Source organism: Candidatus Brevundimonas colombiensis (assembly GCA_029202665.1).
Classification (GTDB): Bacteria; Pseudomonadota; Alphaproteobacteria; order Caulobacterales; family Caulobacteraceae; genus Brevundimonas; species Brevundimonas colombiensis.
Genome location: CP119326.1, coordinates 1,276,505 through 1,300,587, shown reverse-complemented (window position 1 = coordinate 1,300,587; position 24,083 = coordinate 1,276,505). Strand labels below are relative to the sequence as shown.

The window sequence follows — 24,083 nt, the reverse complement described above, 5'->3', positions numbered from 1 at the left end:
GTCTCAGTCGAAGATGTCGAAGATGCTGTCGCGCTTCTTTTTCTTGTAGCGATGGTCGCCGTCGCGATGGCGGTCGTCCCGGTATCGCGCCTCGCGATAGGGCGGGCTGTGACCCCACGTCTGACCTTGCGGCGGCGGCGGCTGCGGCGGAGGCGCGGCCTGCACGGCGGCGGCGCCCGACATCAGTTTTTCCAGTTCGCCGGATCCAGCCAGACCCCGCGACAGGTCGGACACATGTCGAACTGCACGCCGTCTCGTTCCAGCGTCTGCATGGCGGCGTCGTCATTGGGGCACATCAACAGCGGCATTCGGGCTTTCCGTTCACAGTGGTCGGGCGGTCGACGCGACAGAGGCCAGGAGGGGAAGAAAGCCCAGCCGCGTCGACGCACCCGTGCGGTCCGACATCGCGCCCGGCGGCCCGGCGAAAGGAAGGGGAAGACGCCAGGTCGCGGTGACGCCAGAGGGGCCCGTTCCGCCGTTCCAAGCTAGGCGCCGCCCCGCTCCTCCGCCATGCGTCGCGCGGCCGCAGGACGTTTCGTCGCCGCCTGCCGTCCTATCGGCCGAGACGAAGACGCGTCTTTTCCATGGGTTGCGTCGGACAAGCGACCATCTGCCTGTCGCGGCGTCCAGCCCGGTTAGACTGTCGCCCCGGTCTTTGACATCGTCGCGCGCCCAGACAGAGATCGGCTCGATCTGGACATTTCAGACTATTCAGACGTTTTTTTTGGCGTCCGTCTCTGCCCTGTCGGCGGAAAAGCGCACTGATTGCACCCTGAAAAAATCAGCAGACCTGTCCGGCCGCCCAGCCCGAGGACCAGGCCCACTGGAAATTATAGCCGCCCAGCCAGCCGGTCACATCGACCGCCTCGCCGATGAAATACAGGCCCGGAACCGCCCTGGCCTGCATCGTCTGCTGGTCCAGCGCGGCCGTATCGACCCCGCCCAGGGTGACCTCGGCGGTGCGATAGCCTTCCGACCCCACCGGCTTGACGCTCCAGGCGTTGACCGCCTGATCCAGCCTGCGCAGCACCTTGTCCGACAGGTCCGCCAGATTGCCCGCCGCCCCCTCGCGCGCGCACAGGGTCTCGGCCAGACGGCGCGGGATGATGTGGCTCAACGCCGTATGCACGGCCTGGCGCCCGTTCGCCGCCTTGGCCGCCTTCAGTTCGTCGAAGATGTTCCGGCCCGGCGCCATCGCGGCGACGATGGCCTCGCCCTCGCGCCAGTAGGAGCTGATCTGCAGGATGGCCGGGCCGCTCAGCCCGCGGTGGGTGAACAGCATCGCCTCGTTGAAGCTGGCCTTTCGCGCCTTCTCCGACGGGGCCGAGGCCACGCTCGCCTCCACCGCCACGCCCGCCAGCGGGGTCAGCGTCTCCAGCAGGCCCGCCTCGAACGTCAGGGGAACCAGGGCCGGGCGTGTCTCGGTGACACGGATGTCGAACTGGCGCGCGACCTCATAGGCCCAGCCGGTCGCGCCCATCTTGGGGATGGACTTGCCGCCCGTCGCCACGACCAGGGACCCCGCCGTGACCTGTGATCCGTCCGACAGATTGACCGTGAAGCCGTCGGCGTTGCGGGCCAGACGGTCCACGCCGGTCTTCATCTTCAGCATCACGCCCGCCGCCGACAGGTCATCCGTCAGCATACGGACGATCTGCTTGGCGCTGTCGTCGCAGAACAGCTGGCCCAGCGTCTTTTCGTGCCAGGCGATCCCGGCCTTATCGAGGCGCTTGATGAAGTCGTGCTGGGTGTAGCGGCGCAGGGCCGAGGTGGCGAACCGGGGATTCTCGCCCAGGAAATTCGCCGGTCCGCAGCCCAGATTGGTGAAGTTGCAGCGCCCGCCGCCGGAAATGCGGATCTTCTCGCCCGGCCGTTCGGCGTGATCCACAACCAGCACCCGGCGGCCGCGCCGCCCGGCCTCGATGGCGGCCATCATGCCCGCCGCGCCAGCGCCGACGACGAGGACGTCGCAGGACGCCCTCGTCATTTCGCAGCCTGCGTGAACAGAGGCCTAGTAACGGTAGTGATCCGCCTTGAACGGGCCTTCTTGCGGCACATTGATGTAGTCCGCCTGGTCCTTGGTCAGGGTCGTCAGCTTGGCGCCCAGCTTGGCCAGGTGCAGGAAGGCGACCTTTTCGTCCAGATGCTTGGGCAGGGTGTAGACCTGATTCTCGTACTTGTCGGCGTTGGTCCACAGTTCGATCTGGGCCAGGGTCTGGTTGGTGAAGCTGGCCGACATCACGAAGGACGGGTGGCCCGTGGCATTGCCCAGGTTCACCAGACGGCCTTCCGACAGCAGGATGATCTTCTTCCCGTCCGGGAATTCGACGTGGTGGACCTGATCCTTGATCTTGTCCCACTTGAAGTTCTTCAGGCCCGCGACCTGAATCTCCGAGTCGAAGTGGCCGATGTTGCAGACGATGGCGTTGTTCTTCATCTGCCGCATGTGATCGACGGTGATGACGTCCTTGTTGCCTGTCGTCGTCACATAGATGTCGGCGCGGCCGGCGGCGTCATCCAGGGTCTGGACCTCATAGCCTTCCATCGCCGCCTGCAGGGCGCAGATCGGGTCGATCTCGGTCACGATCACGCGGGCGCCGCCGTTGCGCAGCGAAGCGGCCGAACCCTTGCCCACGTCGCCATAGCCGCAGACCACGGCGACCTTGCCCGACAGCATGACGTCGGTGCCGCGACGGATGGCGTCGACCAGCGATTCACGGCAGCCGTACAGGTTGTCGAACTTGGACTTGGTGACGCTGTCGTTCACATTGATGGCGGGGAAGGGCAGTTCGCCCTTTTCGGCCATCTGATACAGGCGGTGGACGCCCGTGGTCGTCTCTTCCGACACGCCGCCGATGGCGTCGCGAATGGCCGAGTAGAAGCCGGGCTTTTCCTTCAGGTAACGTTTCATGACCGAGAAGAGCGCTTCCTCTTCCTCGTTCTGCGGGTTGTCGAGCACCGAGATGTCCTTCTCGGCCTTGGGACCAAGCACGCACAGCAGGGTGGCGTCGCCGCCGTCGTCCAGGATCAGGTTCGGATAGCCGCCGTCCGCCCATTCGAAGATCTTGTGGGCATAGTCCCAATATTCCACCAGCGTCTCGCCCTTGAAGGCGAAGACCGGAGTGCCGTTGGCGGCGATGGCTGCGGCTGCGTGGTCCTGGGTCGAGAAGATGTTGCAGGACGCCCAGCGCACCTCGGCCCCCAGAGCTTCCAGCGTCTGGATCAGGACCGCCGTCTGGATGGTCATGTGCAGCGAACCGGCGATGCGGGCGCCCTTCAGCGGCTGGGTCGCGCCGAACTCGTCGCGCAACGCCATCAGGCCCGGCATTTCGGTTTCGGCGATGGCGATTTCCTTATCGCCCCAGTCGGCCAGGGAAATGTCGCGGACGATGTAGTCGGTCATGGCTCGGGCTCCTGGCCGAATGGGGGGTCGAAAGAGGGATTTGGCGCCTCATAGCCCGAGAGCCGCGCGGGGGCAATGATCGTATAAAGATATCCTTATGCGATCCGACACAGAACAAGCGTGGCGTTAACGCCCGCAAAACCCCCACTCGCTAAAGGGACATGGCCGTGACGGGGGCGTCCGGCCAGTATGAGTAGAGTTCAAAAGCCATGTCCGACATCGCGATCCAACAGCGCACAGCCTTCGCCGGACTGGCCGAGCCGTCGGCCGCCTACCACGCCATGCAGGACATCCTGCGCGCCGCCGCGCCGGGCGCCCTGGACGCCTTTTACGACCGTATCCGCGCCACCCCCGAAACGCGGCGCTTCTTCCATGACGACGCCCATATGACCCGCGCCAGGACCGCCCAGATCGGACACTGGGACGCCATTATCGACGGGCGGATCGACGAGGACTATGGCCGCGCCGTCACCACCATCGGCCGCACCCACGCCCGCATCGGCCTGGAGCCGCGCTGGTACATCGGCGGCTACGGCGTGCTGCTGGGCGAGTTGATCAAGGCGGTGGCGACCCGCCCGCGCAAGATCTTTGCCGGCCCCGCCCACGACCGTCAGACGGGCGAGGCCCTGGCCGAGCTGAACCAGCGCGCCCTGCTGGACATGGACCTGGCCATCGCCACCTATCTGGACGCCCTGGCGATCGAGCGCGATCAGGTCGCCGCCGCCAAGGCCGAGGCCGAAGCCCGCCAGACCCAGGTGGTCGCCGCCCTGGGCCAGGCGCTGAAGACGCTGGCCGAAGGCGACCTCGGCGTCGCGATCCAGGCCGACTTCCCGCCCGAATACGCGACGCTGAAGGACGATTTCAACGCCGCCGCCGCCAGCCTGCGCCAGGCCTTCGGCGCCGTGGCCGACAGCGCCGAAGCGGTCCGGACCGGCTCGGGCGAACTGGCCATCGCCTCGGACGACCTGGCCGTGCGCACCGAACGCCAGGCCGCCGGGCTGGAACGCACCGCTGCAACCGCCGAGGAGATCGCCGCCGGCGTTGAACAGACCGCCATGGGCGCCCAGGACACCGCCCAGGCCGTCGTGGCCGTCCGCCGCGACGTCGAACATGGCGGCTCCGTGGTGGACGAGACCACCCAGGCCATGGCCGCCATCCGCGATTCCTCGCAGGAGATCGCCCGCTTCACATCCCTGATCGACGAAATCGCCTTCCAGACCAATCTCCTGGCGTTGAACGCCGGGGTCGAGGCCGCGCGCGCCGGCGACGCCGGTCGCGGCTTCGCCGTCGTCGCCGCCGAAGTCCGCGCCCTGGCCCAGCGCTCGGCCGAGGCGTCGGGCGAGATCCGCACCCTGATCGCCACATCGGCCGCCCAGGTGGCGCGCGGCGTCGAACTGGTCCAGCGGACTGGCGAAGCCCTGCACAGCATCGGCGTGCGCGTCGCGGCGGTCGACGACCTGGCCGGCGGCATGGCCACGGCTTCGCGCCATCAGGCCGATCGCCTGGCCGAGGTGCGACAGGCCCTGGGACAGCTGGACGAAATCACCCAGCAGAACGCCGCCATGACCGAACAGGCCACCGCCGCCAGCCGCCAGCTGGCCAACGAGGCCGAAACCCTGGCCCGCCAGATCGCGGGCTTCCGTTTCGACCAGGCCGACGTCGCCCAGACCAGCCGCTCGCGTCGCGCGGCGTAGCCACGGCTTTCCTCATGCGGCCGGCGAATGCTAGTCGTGCGGCATGGCCGATGATCTGTCCCCTTATCTTTCCGCCCGCCTCGACGCGGCGCAGCCCCGCCACGACTGGACTCTGGATGAGGTCGAGGCCCTGTTCGCCCGCCCGTTCATGGAACTGGTGTTCGACGCGGCCTCGGTCCACCGTCGCTGGTTCGACCCCAGCCAGGTCCAGAAGTCGCAGCTGCTGTCGATCAAGACCGGCGGCTGCGCCGAGAACTGCGGCTATTGCTCGCAATCGGCCAGTTTCAAGACCGGGCTGAAGGCCGAAAAACTGATGGAGCCGACCGCCGTCATCGCCGAGGCCATGGCCGCCAAGGCCGGGGGCGCCAGCCGCTTCTGCATGGGCGCGGCCTGGCGCGAGCTGAAGGATCGCGACACGCCCAAACTGGCCGCGATGATCGCGGGCGTGAAGGCCCTGGGGCTGGAAACCTGCGCCACCCTGGGCATGTTGACCGCCGATCAGGCGCGTCAGCTCAAGGACGCGGGTCTCGACTATTACAACCACAATCTCGACACCGGCCCCGACTACTACGCCGAGGTCGTCACCACCCGCAGCTATCAGGACCGGCTGGACACGCTGGAGCACGTCCGCGACGCGGGCATGAGCACCTGTTGCGGGGGCATCGTCGGCATGGGCGAGGCGCGACGGGACCGCGCCGGCCTGCTGCACGCCCTGGCCACCCTGCCCGTCCACCCCGACAGCCTGCCGGTCAACGCCCTGGTGCCCGTCACCGGCACGCCGCTGGGCGAGCGCGTTCTGAAATCGGGTGAGATCGATCCCATCGAGTTCGTCCGCACCGTCGCCGTCGCCCGCCTGGTCTGTCCCAAGGCGATGGTGCGGCTGTCGGCCGGGCGCGAGACCATGAGCCCGGAGATGCAGGCCCTGTGCTTCCTCGCCGGCGCCAACTCCATCTTCGTCGGAGGAAAGCTGCTGACCACGCCCAATCCCGAGCAGGACGAGGACGCCCGCCTGTTCGCCCTGCTGGACCTGAAGCCCATGCCGGTCGGCGCAACGGCGGGTTAAAGGATTCGGGCTATGGCTTCCTGCATGGAACGCCGCGCCCTTTTCGGACTGGCCGTCGCCGCGACGGCGGCCGCCGCCACCGCCCCCGCCGCCCGCGCCTCTTCGGAAGGCGGCGGCGCGGCCTCGGCCGAGACCTATTTCCGCCTGCCGATCATCACCGCCTCGATCATTCGCGCCGACGGGCGGCGGGGGGTTCTGACCATCGAGACGGGCGTGGACGTACCCGACGCGGCGCTTCGCACCCGCGCCCAGCAGTCCGCGCCCCGCCTGCGCGCCGCCTACAACACCGCCGCCCAGCGGTTCGGCGCGGGCCTTCGCCCCGGCGCCGTGCCCGATGTCGACCGCCTGGCCGCCGATCTTCAGGCCGCCACCAATACGACCCTGGGCCGCCCCGGCGCCCGCGTCCTGCTCGGCACGGTCATGGCCATCTGAACCGGGCCGTTCCTAAAGGAAGGAATAGGGGTCCACGTCGACCGTCAGCCGCACCGAACCCGGCGCCTTGACCCGCGCCAGCCAGGCCCGCAGGAAGGCCTGAAGGTTCACGTCCCGGTCGGCCCGCACCAGCAGCCGCTTCCTGCGCCGCCCCCGCACCAGGGCCAGCGGCGCATCGGCGGGGCCATAGACCTCCAGCCGTTCGGCGTTGGGGATGGCCTGGGCCAGGTCGGCGGCCGTCTTCTCCAACGCCTGCGCATTCTCGCTGGACAGGATGATCGCCGCCAGACGGCCATAGGGCGGCAGGGACGCGGCCTCGCGCTCGGCCATCTCGGCCTCGACGAAGGCGTCGCGGTCGCCCGCCGCCAGGGCCATTAGCACCGGATGTTCGGGCGTCCAGGTCTGCAACAGGGCCCGGCCCGGCTTGTCCGCCCGCCCCGCCCGCCCCGTCGCCTGGGCCATCAGCTGATAGGTCCGCTCGGCCGCCCGCAGGTCGCCGCCGCGCAGCCCAAGGTCCGCATCCACCACCCCCACCAGCGTCAGGCGCGGGAAGTTGTGACCCTTGGCCGCGGCCTGGGTCGCCACCAGAATATCGATCTCGCCGTCCGTCATGCGCTTGATCAGGGCGCGGGCCGATTTGGCGTCGGGCGCGGTGTCGGAGCTGAAGACCGCCGTCCGCGCCTCGGGGAACAGCTGGCGCACCTCTTCCTCGACCCGCTCCACGCCCGGCCCGACCGAGACCAGCGAATCCTCGGCCCCGCACGACGGGCACAGTTTCGGACGCGGCATGGAAAAGCCGGTCAGGTGACAGACCAGCCGCCCGGTGTAGCGATGCTCGACCAGCCAGCTGTCGGTATCGGGCGCCGTCAGCCGATGCCCGCAGGCCCGGCACAGGACCACGGGCGCGTAGCCGCGCCGGTTCAGGAACAGCAGGGTCTGCTCGCCCCGCGCCAGGGTCTCGCCGATGGCCAGGCGCAACGGCTGCGACAGCCAGGTCTGGGGATCGGGCGGCGCGGCGCGCAGGTCGATCAGGTCGATGTCGGGCAGCACCGCCGTGCCGTGACGCGCGCCCAGCTTCAGCCAGTCGTAACGCCCGCTCTGGGCGTTCCACAGCGTCTCCAGCGACGGCGTCGCCGAGGCCAGGACCACCGCCGCCCCCTCGATCCGCGCCCGCGCCACCGCCAGGTCGCGCCCGTGGTAGACCAGCCCCTCCTCCTGTTTGAAAGAGCCGTCGTGCTCCTCGTCCACCACGATCAGCCGCAGGTTGACGAAGGGCAGGAACAGGGCCGACCGCGCCCCCACCACGATGTTGCAGCGGCCGGCGACCACCGCCTCCCACACCTGTCGGCGGCGCGGCGGGGCGACGCCGGAATGCCATTCGGCCGGAGCCGCGCCGAACCGGGCCGTGATCCGTTCGATCAGGGCCTGGGTCAGGGCGATCTCGGGCAGCAGGATCAGGATCTGGGCCGCCGGATCGGCCCGCAGCACCCGCGCGACCGCCTCCAGATAAGCTTCCGTCTTGCCTGATCCCGTGACCCCATCCAGCAGGAAGGGACGGAAGCCGCCGCCTGCCGCGCCGTCCGCCATGGCCTTGGCCGCCGCCGCCTGGTCGCCGTTCAGCGACGCGGGCGCATGGTCGGGATCCGGCCGGTCGAAGGCCGCCCGGGCCTCGATCTCGATGACCTCCAGCACGCCTTCGTCGATCAGCCCCTTGACCACGCCGGACGAGACGCCCGCCGCCCGCGCCAGGTCGGTCGCCGTCATCGCCCGCTCGCCCAAGGCCTCCAGCACGCCGGTCCGCGCCGGGGTCGCCCGCGAGGGCGCACGCTGGCCGATCCGCCGCACCCGACGCTCGGGCCGGGGACGCGGCGCGCGCAGGCCCTTCAGCGCCGTCGCCGCCATCTCGCCCGGCGCCGACAGGGTCCAGCGCCCGGCCCATTCCACGAAATCGACCACGCCCGGCGGCAGGGCCGGATCGTCCAGCAGACTGTCCACCGCCTTCAGCCGCCGGTTCGAGCCCGTCGTCTCGAACACCTCCGACACCACGCCCCGGATCAGGCGCGGCCCCAAGGGCACGGCGACCTGATCGCCGCGCGTCAGGGTCAGCGCCTCGGGAACCTCGTAGTCGAAGGCTTCGGGCACCGGCAGGGGAATGAGGACCGACGCGACTTTCACCAGACTTCGCTCTCGGCTATGAAGCCGCCCATGAAACTCTTTCTCGATACCGCCGATGTCGCCGTCATCAAGGACATGGTCCCCACCGGCATGGTGGACGGCGTCACCACCAATCCGTCGCTGATCGCCAAGTCGGGCCGTAACATCGCCGAGGTCATCGCCGAAATCTGCGCCCTGGTCGAGGGGCCGATTTCCGCCGAGGCCGTGTCGCTGGATTTCGAGACCATGGTCAAGGAGGGCGACAAGCTGGCCGCCATCGCCCCGAACGTGGTCGTCAAACTGCCGCTGACCTGGGATGGGCTGCGCGCCTGCCGCGTCTTCTCCGACAAGGGGATCAAGACCAACGTCACCCTGTGCTTCTCGGCCGCCCAGGCCCTGTTGGCCGCCAAGGCCGGCGCGACCTTCGTTTCGCCCTTCGTCGGCCGGCTTGAGGACAACGGCGCCGACGGGATCGGTCTCTTGGAAGAAATCCGCGTCCTGTACGACGTCCACGGTTTCGAGACCCAAATCCTGGCCGCCAGCTTGCGCAACGTCGGCCATGTGGCCGCCGCCGCCGTCGCCGGATCGGACGCCGCCACCTTCGGCGCCGACACCTTCAAGGCGCTGGTGAACCACCCGTTAACCGACAAGGGTCTTGATGCCTTCGTGGCGGACTGGGCCAAGACGGGCCAATCCATCTTGTAGTCGGCTATTCTGTAGCATCGCACGTCCCGGAGAGGTCTGTTGAGCGGCTCATTGGACCTCTTCGAAACGTCGGAAACGGACGTAACCCCGCACATCGGCGATGGCCTGCATTGGCCCGAGGTGCGCGGCTGGTTGCAGACTCACCCGCAGACCCTGCTGGACGACCGCTCCCTGCTGGAAGAAATCGGCCTGCGCCCGCACGGACGCAATGTGGTGGACTTCGGCGCCGCCGCCCTGACCCGGCTGGAAGCCGTCGCCGAGCGCGAGGCCGGCGCCCGGCGCGAGGTCGAGATGGTCGCCCGCGCCAACTTCGCCGCCCAGACCCAGACCCACGTCTCCACCCTGGACCTGATGGAATCGCGCAACCATTCCGACCTGGCGCGGCGTCTGGACGGCGCGGCCCAGGCCCGGTTCGGTCTGGCCGGGGCCGCCATCGCCCTGGAAAAGCCCGGCGGCGTGCCCTTCGGCTGGCGCGCGCTGGAAGAGGGCGACGTCGACAACCTTCTGGGCGAACACGGCCTGACCTGGCTTGGGCCGATGATCACCGGGCTGAATTTCTTCGGCGCGGCCGAGGATCAGGTGAAGTCCATCGCCCTGGTCCGCATGGCCCCGCACCTGACGCCCGGCGGCCCGCCGCGTCCCTGCCTGTGCGCCTTCGGCTCGCCCGAACCCGAAGGTTTCACCCCAAACATGGGCTGCGAGCTGGCCGCCTTCCTGGCGCGCGTGGTTGAGCGGATGGCCGAGCGATGGCCCATTCTGAACTGATCACAGCCCAATCTTTCACCGTCACCCTCGGGCTTGACCCGAGGGCCGGATGGGCCGTCGCAAGTGCGAGCAGGTTGGCGCACGACCTCCACCGTTCGTCACGCACGACGCCCGATCCTCGGGTCGAGCCCGAGGATGACGGATGGAAAATGGACCGATGACCGCTCCCGACGCCCTGCGCGCCTGGCTGGATCATCTGGCGCACGAACGGCGGCTGTCGCCCCGCACCCTGGAGGCCTATGGCCACATCGGCCGGCTGTATGTCGCCTTTCTGGAGCGCCATCGCGGCGAGGCGCTGTCGCTGGGCGATCTTGGAACCATCACCGCCGCCGAAGTCCGCGCCCATATGGCCGAGCGCCGCCAGGGTTCAAAGGCGGCGGGCGATCATCCGCTGGCGGCCCGTTCGCTCAGCCAGACCCTGTCGGCCATCCGCGGCTTTCACGCCTTTCTGGACCGGCGGCTGGATACGCCCGCGCCGCAGCTGGCCCTGGTGCGCGGTCCCAAGGCCAAGCCCAGCCTGCCCCGCCCGGTCACGGAGGATCAGGCGCGCGGCCTGCTGGCCGAACCGGACGCCGATCCCGACGCCGAACCGTGGGAGGCCGCGCGCGACCGCGCCGTCCTGACCCTGTTGTACGGCTGCGGCCTGCGGATATCGGAGGGGCTGTCCCTGACGCGCGCCGACGCGCCGCTGGGCGAGGCGTTGCGGATCGTCGGCAAGGGATCAAAGACCCGGATCGTCCCCGTCCTGCCCGCCGTGCGCCAGGCGGTGGACGCCTATCTGGCGCTCCAGCCGTTTCCGCTCCAGCCCGCCGACGCCCTGTTCCGCGCCCGGCGCGGCGGACCTTTGAGCCCCCGCCACGTCCAGGCCTCGGTCCAGCGGCTGCGTGGACGTCTCGGCCTGCCCGAACGCACCACCCCCCACGCCCTGCGCCACAGTTTCGCGACCCATCTGCTGGGCGCCGGCGCCGATCTGCGCTCCATTCAGGAGTTGCTGGGCCACGCCAGCCTGTCGACCACCCAGAAATACACCGGCGTCGATGCGGATAGACTTTTGAACGCCTATGCGGCCGCCCATCCGCGCGCCTAGAAGGGTCGCATGAGCATCGACATACTGGTGATCGGCCTGCCCGCCCTGGCCGACGACATGCTGACCCGTCAGGCGCCCGACCGGGGCTGGACCCTGCATCGTCCTGGCCCGGACGGCCTGCCGCGGCCCGAAACGGCCGGGCGCATCCTGGCCATCGCGGCGTCCGGCGCCGTCAGCGTGGACGCCCGGCTGATCGACACTCTGCCGGCCCTGAAGATCATTTCGGTTCACGCCGTCGGCTATGACCTGACCGACGTGGCCCACGCCCGATCGCGCGGCGTGGTCGTGACCCATACGCCCGATGTGCTGAACGACGACGTGGCGGATCTGGCCCTGCTGCTGGCGCTGGGGACGCTGCGCCGACTGCCCGCCATGGACGCCTATGTCCGCGCCGGACGCTGGGCGTCGGAGGGGCCGCCGCCCCTGTCGCGCCGCGCTGCAGGGCTGAGATACGGACTGCTGGGTCTGGGCCGCATCGGCCGGGCCATTGCCGAACGGCTGGCGCCGCTGGCTGGAGAGATCGCCTATCACACCCGCCGCCCCGTCGCCGACGCGCCCTGGCGGCATGTGCCGGACCTGGTCGATCTGGCGGCCCAGGTCGATGTGCTGGTCGTCATCGTGCCGGGCGGCGCCTCGACGCGCGGCCTGGTCTCGTCCGAGGTGCTGAAGGCCCTGGGTCCAGACGGCGTCCTGGTCAATGTGGCGCGCGGCGAGGTGGTGGATCAGGACGCCCTGGTCGCGGCCCTGACCTCGGGCGCCTTGGGCGGCGCGGGCCTGGACGTCTTCGCCGACGAGCCCAACGTGCCCCAGGCCCTGATCGACAGCGATCGCTGCGTCCTGACGCCCCACGTCGCCTCGGCCACCGTTCAGACGCGAGAGGCCATGGCCGAACTGATGATCGCCAATCTGCAGGCCGTGCTGTCGGACCGCCCGCCGATCAGTCCGGTTCCCGACTGATCAGCGAGGCCGGGGTGCGAAGGGTCGGGGCGCAGGCGAGGCTTGTTCCGATTGAAGCAGATTGCGCCCCAGCGCCGCCCCCTGCCCCGACACGTCGTAACTGATCGGCGTCGGGCAACCGGCCCCGTCACGCAGGTCGAACAGCAGATACCGCCGCGCCTCGCCTGCATCGCGCGCGGTCGAGCAGAAGACCCGATCGCGCAGCCGCCACACCGGGCCTGTGCTCCGCCGCCTCCAGCAACATCGAATCGCAGGCCGTCACCGTCCGGTCCACGACCGGCGCGGGCTGGGCTATCGCCGTCTCCACCGCGGGGCCGGCATGGGCCACAGCCGCGCCATCGACGACGATCCGCATCAACAAGGACAGCAGCATCGCAAAACCTCCAGCCTGAGCCGGCGGGCTACACCCGCAACCGTCGATTGCTTAGATCGCCTTGATCGCCCCGCCGTCCAGCCGGATCAGCGAGCCGGTGATATAGGCCGCCAACGGGCTGGCCAGGAAGGCGGCGGTCGCGCCGAACTCCTCGGTCGCGCCGATGCGGCCGACGGGAATGGACCTGACAGAATCCGCGCGCGCCTGTTGCGGCGTCACGCCCGTTCGCTCGGCCGCCGCCTGATCCAGCCTGGCGATGCGCGGCGTGTCGATCCGTCCGGGCAACAGGGTGTTGACGGTCACGCCGTCCGGTCCGACCTCGTTGGCCAGGGTCTTGGCCCAGGCGGCGACCGAGGCCCGCAAGGTGTTTGACACCCCCAGCGCCGCCGACGGCTCGACCACCGTGATCGACGCCACATTCAATATCCGCCCCCAGCCCGCCGCCCGCATGGCCGGCAGCACCCGATCGGTCAGGCGGAAGATCGACAGCACCATGGATTCGAAATGGTCGCGCCAGACGTCGGGTTCCAGCCCTGAAACGCCGGACGGCGGCGGCCCGCCGGTGTTGTTCAGCAGGATCTCGACCGGCCCGCCCAGCTGCACCTCGGCCTGATCGACGGCCTTCAACAGGCCCGCATGGTCGGCCAGGTCCGCCGTGACGAAGCCCGCTCGCCCCGGCCCCATGGCGTTCAACGCCTCGGCCGCCTCCGTCAGAGCCGCCGCGTCGCGCGACAACAGGACCACGTGGACGCCCTCGGCCACCAGGGCCATCGCGACCGCCCGCCCCAGGCCGGACGAACCGCCGCAGATCAGGGCGCGCCTGTCTTGAAGTTTCAGGTCCATGGTCGTCTCCGCAGCGAGGGTGGGTCTTCCTGATATCGGGCTTCCGGCCCGGCGACGCAAACGCGGCGTTAACCGGTTCGGCGCAACCCTTGGCCCCAAGCGGCCCCGAAGGCCGTCAGCGCAGGCCGGGGAGGGCTCAAGCCCATGTCGACCAAGATGACGTCCAGCACCCGCCGCTACAGCGACCATTTCGAGCCGCAGGACACCGATCCGCAGGAACAGCGCCGCCTGCGCGGCCAGCTGGAGCAGATCGACTACGCCGCCTATATCGCCAACAGGGAGGTGATCGGCCAGGCCCTGAGCGGCGTGGACGCCGCATCCCTGCAGAAGCTGGCGGTCATGACCGCCACGGCGCGCGCAAAATGGGTGGCCGAATCGCTGCGCCTGGCCCACTCAGGCTCGGCCGTCACCCCCGACCAGATCGCCCGCCTGACGGCGGCCCGCACCGCCTTCGACGAACTCGCCGAAGCCTACGAAGCCCTGCGCCGCATCATCGAACGCGGCTACATCGCCCTCCGGTAAAGCCTCCCTCCGCGCACGACCGCACCCTCATGTCTGAAAGCCGCCTGGTGGAGCCGAGGGGACGACCTTTGGGTCGGTTTCGTCGGTCATGGAGGTGCTCTGCGACTCGGGAGTTCGAGGCGGCAGGAGAGTCTGATGTCAGGCAGGGGTCAACGTCTTCCACGGCCCTCTATGACCGCCCCTGACGTCAGGAGGCAACGCTCTCCAGACGATCTTCCTCGACCGTGAGCATGGCGCGTTTGATGCGCTGGACCGAGGCCGTGGAGGTGCCGGTCGCCTTCGCTACCGCCCGGATGCTCTGACCGTCCTTCAGGGCCTTCTCGACCCCCGCCACACGGTCGGGCGACAAACTGGGCCGACCGAACGCGACGCCCTTGGCACGAGCGCGAGCGAGGCCCGCTCGGACCCTGCCCCTGACCAGTTCGCGCTCGAATTCGGAAAACACCGCCAGCATCTGGAAGAGCATGCGCCCCGAGGGCGTCGAGGTATCGACCGACTGCTGGTGAAGGTAGAGGTCGCAGCCCCGAGCTTGGATGTCGCCGAGGAAGGCCACCAGATCGGTCAGGGAGCGTCCCAGACGGTCAACGGCGTATGCGGCCACGATGTCCACCTCTCGACGATGGACGGCCTTCAGAAGGGCGTCGTAGCCCGGCCGTTGATCCCGCCCCTTCGCGCCGCTGATACCGGCATCCTCGAACACCCTGACGATGGTCCAGCCGGATCGCTCGGCCACCTCGGTCAGGATGCGGAGTTGGTTCTCGGTCGTCTGCTGATCGGTCGAGACCCGAAGATAGATGCCAGCGCGCTTCATCGACCAGAAGGTCTCACGGATCGGCGGGGCGTCAATCAGATGTGGTTTTCGCGGGTATCTTTCAGCACGGCTGAAACGGGTTCTGCGTGGCCCGGATTTGCTGGGGCCAGAAGGGCGAATTTCGGAGGGGTTTTTGGAACACCCCAACCCTGCTTTTAGAAGCCCTCGGACACACCCTTCCGGTAATCCTCGATTTCCTTGATCTGGGTCTGGTTCTTCATCTTGGAATCTACCTTCACCCCGAGTTTGTCGAGGAAGGCGAGGGCGTTGTCGCGCTTCACAGGATCGACCGGCGGCGGCGGCGGCGGTGCGGGAGGCCAAGGTTTGGAGCCGAGCAATCGTTGCCCGTGGTCCATGACCTTGCCTGTCCGCAGGTGCTCCTCGACCCATGCCCGTGGGTAGAGCGCGATGTGTCCATGCCCCTTGTTGAAGAAGGGGGGACTGGCGTCAGGGTTTTTCTCGATCCAGCCCGTTGTCGTCGGCGGGTCCATCATCGCGGCGACGTCCTCGCGAGTCAGGATGTCCCTAACCGGCATGCCCAGCCGAGCGGCTAACTCCTGCTTCGCCTGATCCTTTTTCGACGCTCTGGCCAATGCTGCCTCCAAATCTGTCGAAAGAAGCGGTGGCAGATCGGTCGTTAAGATCGGCAGAATCGTCGCCGCGATCCTGCCGCTGGCGGCAGATCGCACACCCTCGAAAGCAGGTCAGCAGCCTCATGAGCACTCTGGCGGCAGATCGGCGTCTGGCCATCACCACCATGTCGATTCTGCCGCCAGCACGCAGCTATGCAACCCGCCGCCATCTGGCATTCTATTGATGTCTGGCCAGACCGAGGCGGGTTATCACGCCCTCCCGTAGAGACCTCATCCGGGTCTCATCAATACCCCGAGGCGAGGGATCGTCCTCACCTCTGACGGGACTTCCATCCCGATACGACGACTACCGCTCCGAACACAGCTTCGGGGCAGCGATGAACTGTGGGCGCCCACCAACCAACCGAATGCGACGTGCGTGAACATCAACCCATCGGCCCAACGGCCACACACATGAAGGACAACGACGATGACGAAGACGAAAGGAGCGGGCGGGATCGTCCGCAAGACACTGGAGGACCAAGCATGATCAAAATCATCGACATCTCCGGTGGATTTCCACTGACGCTTCACGGGGGCTGGGACCGCGCGACCATGGCCGCCTCGGTGGCAAGCTGGTGCGCCGACAACGCCAATGCCGCGTGGTGTCTGGCCCCCGATCACCGTGGCGAGCTTGAGGTGACATTCGCTTTCGCGAACGATCAAAGCGACTTTATCCGCTGGCTTGCCAATAGTGGGGGCACGCAGTGACCCAATCGGGTTCAACCGGATTGAAGGCGTCCGACCATAGGCAGTGGGTTAAAGACCTTCGAAGCCGACCGAGAGCAGAGGCTGCACGGTTGATTTCCGAGCGATATCCGCACCTGTCCGCCGAAGAAGTTGAAGAAAGGCTGGCAGTCCTCGACGCCCCGCCACCTCCAATCAAGATGCCAGCCCAACCGACCAAGCGCGCAGCAAAGGCTCAAGCTGCGTTGAAGAGAGCGATATCGCGGGCACGAAACAGCCAACCCGCAAAGCAGGACGAACTGTCCAAAAAGCTGCTCGCCCATGTCGAGGAAGGCCGCCTCCGAGACCTGCAAAAATCAGGAAACTTCCATGGTCTCGGTCGTCGAAAAATAATGTGCGGGCCGGGTCAATCGGGTAAGATTGATAAATAGATCAAAGCTCTCTGGTTTGGGTCCAGACGGAAGCAGGTTGTCAGGAGATTGCTCCGGCGTCTCATGATCCAGCCCCGGCCGGTGACCCAAACCCGGTCGGGGCCTTTCTAATTCGACGTGTCGTCAGACAGCAATCTGGCGAGGCTCATAACACTCGGGGGCATAGAGGCGGGCGGCCCCACTCGCAGAACTGGAAAAGGCCGGGATACAGGACCGGCACAGGCGCCAAGGGTGGGCAAGTGGAATCCGATCTGTCGGAGCCGTCCACGCTACAAGGTCCGAAAGGATCGTCGTCCGTTGCCACGGGCGTAGGCAAACCGATCCGGGGTCCATCGAGACAGAGTTGATCCCCGGAACCTCATGGCTCGTTCCCCTCGTTCTTGCGGCCATGAGGGGCGCCGCCCTTGTGCATTGGGCGGTCAACCGTTGTGAGGTGATACGTCACTCTGAACCAGCCATGGAATGGCAGCGGATCGTCCGAAGCGACGACGCGGTTCTGATACCCCTGTCACTATTCAGGATGGGGGCGATTTGCTGGCACCGGGCAACCACCAGCGGGATAACACCCAAACGTCGCCGAACGAGGTTCATACCGACTCAGGAATGAAGATCATCCCCTGCCTTTCCCACCTCTGCCCCGGCTACGCCGGATTCCAGTGTGTGGGAGAGGCAGGGGGAATTGTTCAATTGATCTTGGAATGAAGGAGATCAGTTTCCAGAATGACCTTTCTCTCCGCTCTCAAACGTCTTGGCCGCGAACGGTAGTGAGCGAGCCAAGCGCGCAGAGAGCCGTTCGAGCGTAGCTCGGACGCCACTGCACCCAGACCTCACTGACGGCAGATCGGCTCCTGCCGGTTGAAGCGATCCCAGATCACGACCGCTTCAGAGCGAACCATGGCGCAGTTGATCTCCACGCCATGCTCGTTGTCGCAGATAGCCGTCACGCGGCTGTAGCTGGTCCCGGTCTGCATGCAGTTGATGCGGCGGCCCGCGAGCCTTTCCAGCGCAGCCTTGCTGGTTGAGGCTGATGCACTTGGACACGGATGACCGGGCGAGCAGGAACCGTCCAGTTCTCTGGCTGCGATGGCGTGTAAGCGCACACGCGTCCCATCCTCACATCGAAGGGTGTCGCCGTCATTTACATAGGCGACATCGCACGAGAAGTCGTAGGTCTGATCCGCTGTCTTTACCGCCGTCCAGACATCTGGCCGCCAGAGCAATATTGCGGTGAAGGCGACTACGGCCGCAACAGCGACGATGCCATAGAATCGCAGATCGTGTCGCTTGAGATGACCGCGATTCCTGATGACCTTACCCCGTATCCTGCATGCTGATCATGGACTCTCTGACGTCCAGATAACTCATCGAGCGGTCATACATACTGACAGGGTTGGCTCATATGATGCCAGCCTGCGGTTTCAGAGATTTTGAAATCGACACCGACGAAAGAACAACGGTAGCAACACGGCTATGAAAACAGTCAAGTTCATCGGCGGTCATGGGTCTCCCCAAGCCGGAAAGCCGGTTCATGTTAATCCTGAAGCCGTGGGTATCGTTTTTGAGGGGCAGGGGTCCAAACACGACCGGCCCGTCACCGCGATCCACTGTGGCGGTTTTCCGGTGTTGGTTGCTGGGAGCATTGAAGATGTGCTGGCGGCTCTGCACGAATGAGACATTGCGCCGCGACTTCAGCGTTCCCGATTTTTGGGGGCTCGATCTGAAAGCTACTTGGTAAGGTAACGTGTCGATATTCAATGCAAACAAGGTCATCCAGACCATTGAGGACGTCGAAACGGCTATGCGTCGCGTCGGCATGAGGACCGAGTTCCGAGGAAAGGGAACGGCTATGCCTCATTTGGTTGTTAGCGCAAATGGAAGCTCACCTTTCATCATCGGGCAGTCAGAGTTGGGTTTGTCATTCGGCTCTTCGGTGCTTTCCACATCCCCGGATTGGGAAAGACTAATGTCTTGGAATGCCAAAGCGGCGTTTGCTTCAGCCTCATATATTCAGGACAACCGTCCACGTTACTTGATCACCTACGCTCTGATTTCCGAGGGTGGGCTGTTGCGCCACAACGTCCAGCAACTGGCGCAGACTTGGCCCTCTCGGGTCCAAAGTTTCCTGAAGCACATGGGGCTGTCGGAATCTTCGGTTGTGAGGCCCTGACCATGACCAATCAGATCGTTCCACAACTGACCTATGGCCAGATCGCCGACATCGCTTCGTCAGTCGGCCTTACCTCCACCATCGAACGCCACGACAAGGCTGGTCCGCATGTCCAGTGTTCGTGGAGGGTGCCGGGCGCCGAGACGTTGATGTTTCGGGCCATAATCGGCGAAGACGGGTTCTACGTTCGACTGCTTGGCGAGGTCGAAATCGGTGAGCTTGGCTGGATCAATCTGGCCAACGCTTGGAACGCCTCGGCCACTCCCATCACGCCCGCCGTTCCCATCAGCACCGGCTATGTTCTGACCCACTGCACGACCTTCAGGCACGGGATCACAACCTACAATTTCGCCCGCGTCCTGCGAACTTTCGCCCATGCCCAAGGGCAGCTTCGAGAGAGGGCCGTCGAGGCGCATGCCGACGCTCGGGACGCCGCTTCGGCCCCGTAGCTTACGCACCCCCACGCATTAGTGCACGATAGGGCATTGACGCAGGGGGCTATACTATGGTTCAGGGGGCGATGGCAACGCACTTCAGCGCGGGGCCGCCTCCAACGCCGTTGGAGGTCAGTTCAACCGGATAACGAGAGAGTTTTCCTATGCCCAAGACCGACACCGCCATAGCCGCGATCCTCGAAAGCAGCCGCGCCGACCTGCTGGATCACGTCAACAAGACCTTCGACGCCCTGAAGGCCCAACTGGTGGACGACGCGGCGGCCCTGCCCAAGAACGACAAAGTTCCGACGCTGGAGCAGTGCCAAGACCCGGCGAACAAGGAGGGCGCCAACCTGACCCCCCGTGGCGTCGAAATCCTCTACCGCCTGTTCGATGACGGCGCCGGTTACAACCGCGCGTCGAAGGCCCTCGGGATCACACAGACAGCGGCTCGCAACCGCAAGGGTCTCTGGGAGAAGAAAGAAGGCGGCCTGTCTCGTAAGCGCGCCTTCGTAGAGGGCATTGACGACTAATCGGCGAGCATTTTCATGAACGAGGCCCCCGGAGAAATCCGGGGGCCTTCTTTGTCTATCGCCTTTCACTCCGGCGGGAACAACTCGTCCTCAATCGCCATCCAAGCCATCACTGAAGTCCCTACCGTCGAGCGGGTCGACTCCAGCCACATAGGGTGGTCGATGGACAACGCAGCGCATCGGCGAAGCATTCCGGTCTTGAAGATTTCGAAAGCTGCCTTGCTGGTTGTCGCTTGAACGAACTCCGCTTCATTCTCGGCTTTGATCCGCTGAAGGATCACATTGTAGCGGTTCAGAAAGGCCCCAAAATCCTCGGGGTCCGTGGCATTGATAGTGCGCCACAGGTCAGCCAGATCGCTCTGAAATGTCTGGGGGTGAGCAGTGTAGCCAAGCGCGCCGCATGCGCGCATATCCTCTCCGGCACTAACTCGGTTCTCGACGAGGGTGCCATTCTCGAACTGCCGATATATGACCAGCATTTCCGCGTCTGACGGGCGCGAAGGCGAGACCTGCGCTTGCGCGGTGCTGGCAAGAAGGATCGGGATAAGAGCTACAGACAACTTCAGCATGAGAACGACCTACCCCAGCTTTGCTGGACAGCCGAATTGATTCTCATTCGGCATCGGCACTTCGGAGAAGCGATTTGGTTGACGGATTCAGCTTCCATGAGACGCTGAAACTCCACCATAAATGGAGGTCAGTTGGCGCCGTTCGAAGAACCGCTGCGATGTCTCGCGGTCAGCGTAATCCTTGATGAGTCTGGCGAGGTCGATGGCATCGAACTCGAAGCATTCCTGAACCACGTTGCGGGCCGACATCACTGGCTATCAACCACGGAATGGCTTTTCGTCGAACCTCCGGCCGAGGCTGAAGGGCATGTCACCGTGCCCGTGGTGATGCCGGAGGGGACAGCGGTTCAGGCGATCCTGAACGATCTGACCAACGAACCGCAGCGGATCATCTTCGACCTGCCGACAACCCCGGCCGAAACGCGGAAGTGGCGGTGGGTCGCGTTCCAGAGCGCGCCGAACAATCAAGGGCAGGGCCGCTTCCCATGGGAGGCCGCCCATGCGTGATGGCGGCTTGCTCGGCTGGTGCACCGAAGCTCTGGTGAAGCTGGATGACACCGCCCCCGGTGTTCTGGCGCGCGTGCTGACGGCGGCGCCCGCTCGCAGACAGGCGATCTTCGCTGCTTTGGCCTCGCAGGAAGAAAACGTCGAGCTTTTTGAAATTGGGGACGATCTGTTCCCAGCGTCGTTCGCGGAATTGATCCGACACGGCCGGTCGGGCGATATCTTGCGACGAGCGTTCGGCGACGTCCCCGAGGGCCTCTCGGGCATGCTGGCGCAGATCGGCGAACGACCGCTCTCGCGCGCGAAAGACTACATCGCTCTGCACGATCTCCTCGCTGACGCTGATGTGCGAGCGGCTGAAGCTTTACGCGGTTCAGGTCGGATTACCTGTCGGAAGCTGGATGTCTTGAACGCGCTCGATCCACGCTGGCGTCATGCCAACACGCTGGAGCGGATCGACAGCGGCGGCGAAGCCCTGATGTTCAATCAGGCCATCAGCTTCATTCAGTCGCTGAACTCGAAGGCAACCGATGAAGCGATAGCTGGAGCTATCGCCGCGATGCGCCCGACCTCTACGCTGGCTCGACTACTCGACCGGCTCCTTCAACGCGCGGATCACCTGCCCGCGCATCCCATCGCAGAGGGCGACAACGAATTGCGCCCTCTGCTCACGATGAGAAACGTGCTGGAAGCTGGCCGGAGGTATCGAAACTGTCTCCGTCATCGCCTTGCCGACGTGGCGGTCGGCCGAATAGCTCTGGCCGAATACCGGGGTGAATGCCTCGTGGAATTCCGCCCGCTGACTGCCGGAGTGGGTTGGCTTCTTCGAGATGTCCACATCGCACGCAATCGCCCCGTGTCGTTGAGCTTGTTCGCTGACGTCGAGATGAAATGCGACGAAATCGGCATCCCCCGGATCAATGAGGCCGGAGGTGGCGACGGTCGGTCGAGCTACCGGCACTTCACAAAGGAACTGGAATGGGCAGCTTAAAACTCTGCCGTTCCCTTTGTGTTCGACTTTTCCTCAAGCACGAGGCAAATCTGCCTTGGTGCGCTTACGCGATTCGGGGTGAACCATGCGTCTGACATCAGTTGAAATGTGTGCTGGAGCAGGTGGTCAGGCTCTTGGCCTCGAACAGGCCGGGTTCGACCATTCCGCTGCGGTCGAAGTGGATAACTGGTGCTGCGAAACGCTTCGGCTCAATCGACCTCAATGGGGAGTCCACGAAGGCGACCTCGCGGAGTTCGATGGACGGCCGTTCAAGGGGATTGATCTACTTGCTGGTGGACTTCCTTGTCCGCCGTTTTCGGTGGCTGGAAAGCAGTTGGGCGAGCGTGATGAGCGCAACCTATTTCCTACCGCTCTCCGTCTCGTTGATGAGATGCGGCCACGCGCCGTCATGATCGAGAATGTCCGAGGCTTTCTCGATGCCGTATTCGAGGACTATCGGGAACACCTTCGGTCACAACTGACGAAGCTCGGCTACACAACGGAATGGCGCCTCCTCAACGCATCGGATTTCGGCGTTCCGCAACTTCGTCCGCGTGTGGCGATCATCGCGCTCAAGTCTGAAATCGCAGATCGTTTCGAGTGGCCTGCCGTAGACTCCCACAACCCTCCGACTGTTGGCGACACGCTCTACGATCTGATGTCCGCAAACGGGTGGCGTGGCGCGAAGAAATGGAAAGATGGGGCGAATGAGATCGCACCGACTTTAGTTGGCGGATCGAAGAAGCATGGTGGTCCAGACCTCGGTCCAACCCGCGCCAAGAAGGCTTGGGCTTCTCTCGGGGTCGATGGCATGGGGATCGCAGACGCTCCCCCTGCTCGCGACTTCGTTGGTTCGCCACGACTGACTGTCGAAATGGTCGCGAGAATTCAGGGCTTCCCCAACGATTGGAAGTTCGCTGGCAGGAAAACCGCTGCGTATCGGCAGGTCGGCAACGCCTTCCCGCCACCAGTGGCGAAAGCAGTGTCCTCGCAGATCGCGTCCGTGCTTCAGCAGTCCGTGGTGCACAGAGCCTTCGGCTAATTCGAGCGGGCCTTTCTGTTCACTCTCTCGAATTCTTTGATCAGGAATTTATGATTTTCAGGGAGCGGCTTCCACTCGCGTAGTGTGTAGGCCGCTTCCCATTTCCCGGCTGGATTCTTCCGACGCGATGCGGCGATCTCGTATCCGATCACTGGATATCGTAGCTCTCGCAGACGCTTCTGCCAGTCTTCCTGAAAATCGTCGGCGTTTGCGACGAACTGAAGAAGCCAAGCTGGAGTCGGGCTACCCTCGTAGATGCGGAGCGTCTCCGCAATGCGCTCGTAGACGCTATCCTTTGCGAGAATACGGGTCATTTCGTCGTCATTGAACGTCGCGAAGAAATCTCTCTTCCCACCGTTGCAGAGGCCGCAGATCGCCCAGAGATTTTCCTCAACCGTGAGACCACCCCAGTTGCGTGGGATTTTGTGATCTATCTCAAGCTTGATGTCGTCATCGGCAATCGTTCGCCCGCACATTTGGCACTTGCCATGGGCCGCATGCAGTAATTTGGCGCGTAGGGCAGAACTGATGTGGCCACCATCAGAAAGCCCCTCCTCACGCTCGCCCTCGTAGACGTAGACGGCCTTGCCGCCGATCCTTCGCAGCGGAACCTTATGCGTATAGCGAAGCTCTCTCACCCGCTTGTCGAGGTGCTGCTGGACATCCAAATCTGCGATCTGATCTCGGATTTCGTAGATCGTCAGACCTGTGGGGGTGGCCTTTAGCAGGTCGAGAATTTTGTGGTGGATCGCACCAAGCTTCGTCGCCGTTGTGGCCATTAGAAATCTCGCGCCGATTCGGCATTAACCCTAATGTGGGTCCATCGGCGAAGGAATGGAATGACGGATAAGCTTTCACCGGCCGCACGATCCGAAAACATGAGGCGGATTCGGAGCCAGAACACCAAGCCCGAGTTAGCGGTCAGAAAACTTCTTCATAGGCTTGGCTATCGCTATCGCGTCCATCTCCGCGACCTGCCGGGAAAACCCGATCTGGTATTCTCCGCGAGGCGAAAGGTGATCTTCGTGCACGGCTGCTTTTGGCACGGGCACGACGCCGATTCTTGCCCAGACCGGCGCACTGTGAAGAGCAACTCTGGCTACTGGGTGCCAAAAATTGCTGGCAACATTGCGCGCGACGAGCGTCACGCGAAGGCACTACAGGATGCGGGATGGGAGGTAGCAGTCGTTTGGGAGTGCCAGATGAGGCAACCTGATCGCGTGGGTGCTGAACTTACAAGCTACCTCGGACCAGCGCGGCTTTAGACCCTGCCGGGATAAATAT

Annotated in this window: 26 protein-coding genes and 1 pseudogene; 16 read left to right on the top strand and 11 right to left on the bottom strand. The window is 65.2% G+C overall.

What is annotated here, in order from left to right:
• Positions 1–3: 3 nt before the first annotated feature.
• The 3 genes and pseudogenes from P0Y50_06160 to ahcY form a co-directional block, all read right to left on the bottom strand.
• A pseudogene (locus tag P0Y50_06160) lies at positions 4–308 on the bottom strand (zf-TFIIB domain-containing protein).
• 473 nt (positions 309–781) lie between these two features.
• Positions 782–1,987, bottom strand: a complete 1,206-nt coding sequence (locus P0Y50_06155) for an NAD(P)/FAD-dependent oxidoreductase (protein WEK41186.1) — start codon at positions 1,985–1,987, stop codon at positions 782–784.
• 24 nt (positions 1,988–2,011) lie between these two features.
• On the bottom strand, positions 2,012–3,403 hold the full coding sequence (gene ahcY / locus P0Y50_06150) for an adenosylhomocysteinase (protein WEK41185.1): 1,392 nt from the start codon (positions 3,401–3,403) through the stop codon (positions 2,012–2,014).
• Positions 3,404–3,612: 209 nt separating this feature from the next.
• Here ahcY and P0Y50_06145 point away from each other — a divergent pair, with 209 nt between their 5' ends.
• The 3 genes from P0Y50_06145 to P0Y50_06135 are packed head-to-tail and all read left to right on the top strand — an operon-like array spanning position 3,613 to position 6,592.
• Positions 3,613–5,097, top strand: a complete 1,485-nt coding sequence (locus tag P0Y50_06145) for a methyl-accepting chemotaxis protein (GenBank protein WEK41184.1) — start codon at positions 3,613–3,615, stop codon at positions 5,095–5,097.
• Positions 5,098–5,140: 43 nt separating this feature from the next.
• Positions 5,141–6,160 carry a biotin synthase BioB gene (bioB, locus tag P0Y50_06140; GenBank protein WEK41183.1) on the top strand — a complete coding sequence of 340 codons (1,020 nt, stop codon included), beginning with the start codon at positions 5,141–5,143 and terminating at the stop codon, positions 6,158–6,160.
• 12 nt (positions 6,161–6,172) lie between these two features.
• Positions 6,173–6,592 carry a Tat pathway signal protein gene (locus tag P0Y50_06135; protein ID WEK41182.1) on the top strand — a complete coding sequence of 140 codons (420 nt, stop codon included), beginning with the start codon at positions 6,173–6,175 and terminating at the stop codon, positions 6,590–6,592.
• Positions 6,593–6,604: 12 nt separating this feature from the next.
• Here P0Y50_06135 and P0Y50_06130 read toward each other — a convergent pair whose 3' ends face one another.
• Complete coding sequence (locus tag P0Y50_06130; GenBank protein ID WEK41181.1) at positions 6,605–8,767, bottom strand: primosomal protein N'; 2,163 nt, start codon at positions 8,765–8,767, stop codon at positions 6,605–6,607.
• A 30-nt stretch (positions 8,768–8,797) separates the two neighbouring features.
• On the opposite strand from P0Y50_06130, the gene fsa reads away from it, so the two are divergent.
• The 4 genes from fsa (at position 8,798) to P0Y50_06110 (ending at position 12,260) form a co-directional block, all read left to right on the top strand.
• On the top strand, positions 8,798–9,451 hold the full coding sequence (gene fsa / locus P0Y50_06125) for a fructose-6-phosphate aldolase (GenBank protein WEK41180.1): 654 nt from the start codon (positions 8,798–8,800) through the stop codon (positions 9,449–9,451).
• A 51-nt stretch (positions 9,452–9,502) separates the two neighbouring features.
• Entirely contained in the window at positions 9,503–10,216 is a 714-nt protein-coding gene (locus P0Y50_06120; GenBank protein WEK41536.1) for a DUF484 family protein, read from the top strand.
• A 157-nt stretch (positions 10,217–10,373) separates the two neighbouring features.
• Positions 10,374–11,303, top strand: a complete 930-nt coding sequence (locus P0Y50_06115) for a tyrosine recombinase XerC (protein ID WEK41179.1) — start codon at positions 10,374–10,376, stop codon at positions 11,301–11,303.
• Between the two features lie 9 nt (positions 11,304–11,312).
• Positions 11,313–12,260 carry an NAD(P)-dependent oxidoreductase gene (locus tag P0Y50_06110; GenBank protein ID WEK41178.1) on the top strand — a complete coding sequence of 316 codons (948 nt, stop codon included), beginning with the start codon at positions 11,313–11,315 and terminating at the stop codon, positions 12,258–12,260.
• On the opposite strand, the gene P0Y50_06105 is transcribed toward P0Y50_06110, so the two are convergent.
• Positions 12,261–12,473 carry a hypothetical protein gene (locus P0Y50_06105; protein ID WEK41177.1) on the bottom strand — a complete coding sequence of 71 codons (213 nt, stop codon included), beginning with the start codon at positions 12,471–12,473 and terminating at the stop codon, positions 12,261–12,263.
• A 211-nt stretch (positions 12,474–12,684) separates the two neighbouring features.
• Entirely contained in the window at positions 12,685–13,476 is a 792-nt protein-coding gene (locus P0Y50_06100) for an SDR family oxidoreductase (GenBank protein WEK41176.1), read from the bottom strand.
• 144 nt (positions 13,477–13,620) lie between these two features.
• Between P0Y50_06100 and P0Y50_06095 the strand changes: the two genes are divergently transcribed.
• On the top strand, positions 13,621–13,998 hold the full coding sequence (locus P0Y50_06095) for a hypothetical protein (protein ID WEK41175.1): 378 nt from the start codon (positions 13,621–13,623) through the stop codon (positions 13,996–13,998).
• A gap of 187 nt (positions 13,999–14,185) precedes the next feature.
• On the opposite strand, the gene P0Y50_06090 is transcribed toward P0Y50_06095, so the two are convergent.
• The gene (locus tag P0Y50_06090) at positions 14,186–14,809 is read right to left on the bottom strand and encodes a recombinase family protein (GenBank protein ID WEK41174.1); all 624 of its coding nucleotides are present in this window, start codon (positions 14,807–14,809) and stop codon (positions 14,186–14,188) included.
• 155 nt (positions 14,810–14,964) lie between these two features.
• Positions 14,965–15,498 carry a hypothetical protein gene (locus P0Y50_06085; GenBank protein WEK41173.1) on the bottom strand — a complete coding sequence of 178 codons (534 nt, stop codon included), beginning with the start codon at positions 15,496–15,498 and terminating at the stop codon, positions 14,965–14,967.
• A gap of 429 nt (positions 15,499–15,927) precedes the next feature.
• Here P0Y50_06085 and P0Y50_06080 point away from each other — a divergent pair, with 429 nt between their 5' ends.
• Positions 15,928–16,152, top strand: a complete 225-nt coding sequence (locus P0Y50_06080; GenBank protein WEK41172.1) for a hypothetical protein — start codon at positions 15,928–15,930, stop codon at positions 16,150–16,152.
• Between the two features lie 1,234 nt (positions 16,153–17,386).
• On the opposite strand, the gene P0Y50_06075 is transcribed toward P0Y50_06080, so the two are convergent.
• A complete protein-coding gene (locus tag P0Y50_06075) occupies positions 17,387–17,530 on the bottom strand; it encodes a hypothetical protein (protein WEK41171.1) in 144 nt (47 codons plus the stop codon).
• A gap of 499 nt (positions 17,531–18,029) precedes the next feature.
• Between P0Y50_06075 and P0Y50_06070 the strand changes: the two genes are divergently transcribed.
• The 3 genes from P0Y50_06070 (at position 18,030) to P0Y50_06060 (ending at position 19,693) form a co-directional block, all read left to right on the top strand.
• A complete protein-coding gene (locus tag P0Y50_06070) occupies positions 18,030–18,230 on the top strand; it encodes a hypothetical protein (GenBank protein ID WEK41170.1) in 201 nt (66 codons plus the stop codon).
• Between the two features lie 498 nt (positions 18,231–18,728).
• Entirely contained in the window at positions 18,729–19,175 is a 447-nt protein-coding gene (locus P0Y50_06065) for a hypothetical protein (GenBank protein WEK41169.1), read from the top strand.
• Between the two features lie 149 nt (positions 19,176–19,324).
• The gene (locus P0Y50_06060; GenBank protein ID WEK41168.1) at positions 19,325–19,693 is read left to right on the top strand and encodes a hypothetical protein; all 369 of its coding nucleotides are present in this window, start codon (positions 19,325–19,327) and stop codon (positions 19,691–19,693) included.
• A gap of 65 nt (positions 19,694–19,758) precedes the next feature.
• Here P0Y50_06060 and P0Y50_06055 read toward each other — a convergent pair whose 3' ends face one another.
• On the bottom strand, positions 19,759–20,262 hold the full coding sequence (locus tag P0Y50_06055; protein WEK41167.1) for a hypothetical protein: 504 nt from the start codon (positions 20,260–20,262) through the stop codon (positions 19,759–19,761).
• Positions 20,263–20,394: 132 nt separating this feature from the next.
• On the opposite strand from P0Y50_06055, the gene P0Y50_06050 reads away from it, so the two are divergent.
• The 3 genes from P0Y50_06050 (at position 20,395) to P0Y50_06040 (ending at position 22,799) form a co-directional block, all read left to right on the top strand.
• On the top strand, positions 20,395–20,769 hold the full coding sequence (locus tag P0Y50_06050) for a hypothetical protein (GenBank protein ID WEK41166.1): 375 nt from the start codon (positions 20,395–20,397) through the stop codon (positions 20,767–20,769).
• Positions 20,762–21,757 carry a hypothetical protein gene (locus P0Y50_06045; GenBank protein ID WEK41165.1) on the top strand — a complete coding sequence of 332 codons (996 nt, stop codon included), beginning with the start codon at positions 20,762–20,764 and terminating at the stop codon, positions 21,755–21,757. Before P0Y50_06050 ends, P0Y50_06045 begins: the two co-directional genes overlap by 8 nt.
• A gap of 85 nt (positions 21,758–21,842) precedes the next feature.
• Positions 21,843–22,799: a DNA cytosine methyltransferase gene (locus P0Y50_06040; protein ID WEK41164.1), complete on the top strand. Its 957-nt coding sequence runs from the start codon at positions 21,843–21,845 to the stop codon at positions 22,797–22,799.
• Here the strand turns inward: P0Y50_06040 and P0Y50_06035 are convergent.
• A complete protein-coding gene (locus P0Y50_06035) occupies positions 22,796–23,578 on the bottom strand; it encodes an HNH endonuclease signature motif containing protein (GenBank protein ID WEK41163.1) in 783 nt (260 codons plus the stop codon). The genes P0Y50_06040 and P0Y50_06035 overlap by 4 nt on opposite strands.
• 60 nt (positions 23,579–23,638) lie before the next feature.
• Between P0Y50_06035 and vsr the strand changes: the two genes are divergently transcribed.
• Entirely contained in the window at positions 23,639–24,064 is a 426-nt protein-coding gene (gene vsr / locus P0Y50_06030; protein ID WEK41162.1) for a DNA mismatch endonuclease Vsr, read from the top strand.
• The last annotated feature ends 19 nt before the right edge of the window (positions 24,065–24,083 follow it).

Coding starts and splice junctions, on each gene's coding strand:
- P0Y50_06045 (WEK41165.1), top strand. CDS start 20,762: ATGCGTGATGGCGGCTTGCTCGGCTGGTGCACCGAAGCTCTGGTGAAG.
- P0Y50_06135 (WEK41182.1), top strand. CDS start 6,173: ATGGCTTCCTGCATGGAACGCCGCGCCCTTTTCGGACTGGCCGTCGCC.
- P0Y50_06100 (WEK41176.1), bottom strand. CDS start 13,476: ATGGACCTGAAACTTCAAGACAGGCGCGCCCTGATCTGCGGCGGTTCG.
- P0Y50_06110 (WEK41178.1), top strand. CDS start 11,313: ATGAGCATCGACATACTGGTGATCGGCCTGCCCGCCCTGGCCGACGAC.
- P0Y50_06095 (WEK41175.1), top strand. CDS start 13,621: ATGTCGACCAAGATGACGTCCAGCACCCGCCGCTACAGCGACCATTTC.
- P0Y50_06040 (WEK41164.1), top strand. CDS start 21,843: ATGCGTCTGACATCAGTTGAAATGTGTGCTGGAGCAGGTGGTCAGGCT.
- vsr (WEK41162.1), top strand. CDS start 23,639: ATGACGGATAAGCTTTCACCGGCCGCACGATCCGAAAACATGAGGCGG.
- P0Y50_06090 (WEK41174.1), bottom strand. CDS start 14,809: ATGAAGCGCGCTGGCATCTATCTTCGGGTCTCGACCGATCAGCAGACG.
- P0Y50_06060 (WEK41168.1), top strand. CDS start 19,325: ATGCCCAAGACCGACACCGCCATAGCCGCGATCCTCGAAAGCAGCCGC.
- P0Y50_06115 (WEK41179.1), top strand. CDS start 10,374: ATGACCGCTCCCGACGCCCTGCGCGCCTGGCTGGATCATCTGGCGCAC.
- P0Y50_06155 (WEK41186.1), bottom strand. CDS start 1,987: ATGACGAGGGCGTCCTGCGACGTCCTCGTCGTCGGCGCTGGCGCGGCG.
- ahcY (WEK41185.1), bottom strand. CDS start 3,403: ATGACCGACTACATCGTCCGCGACATTTCCCTGGCCGACTGGGGCGAT.
- P0Y50_06065 (WEK41169.1), top strand. CDS start 18,729: ATGACCAATCAGATCGTTCCACAACTGACCTATGGCCAGATCGCCGAC.
- P0Y50_06080 (WEK41172.1), top strand. CDS start 15,928: ATGATCAAAATCATCGACATCTCCGGTGGATTTCCACTGACGCTTCAC.
- P0Y50_06055 (WEK41167.1), bottom strand. CDS start 20,262: ATGCTGAAGTTGTCTGTAGCTCTTATCCCGATCCTTCTTGCCAGCACC.
- bioB (WEK41183.1), top strand. CDS start 5,141: ATGGCCGATGATCTGTCCCCTTATCTTTCCGCCCGCCTCGACGCGGCG.
- P0Y50_06070 (WEK41170.1), top strand. CDS start 18,030: ATGAAAACAGTCAAGTTCATCGGCGGTCATGGGTCTCCCCAAGCCGGA.
- fsa (WEK41180.1), top strand. CDS start 8,798: ATGAAACTCTTTCTCGATACCGCCGATGTCGCCGTCATCAAGGACATG.
- P0Y50_06035 (WEK41163.1), bottom strand. CDS start 23,578: ATGGCCACAACGGCGACGAAGCTTGGTGCGATCCACCACAAAATTCTC.
- P0Y50_06075 (WEK41171.1), bottom strand. CDS start 17,530: ATGCAGACCGGGACCAGCTACAGCCGCGTGACGGCTATCTGCGACAAC.
- P0Y50_06145 (WEK41184.1), top strand. CDS start 3,613: ATGTCCGACATCGCGATCCAACAGCGCACAGCCTTCGCCGGACTGGCC.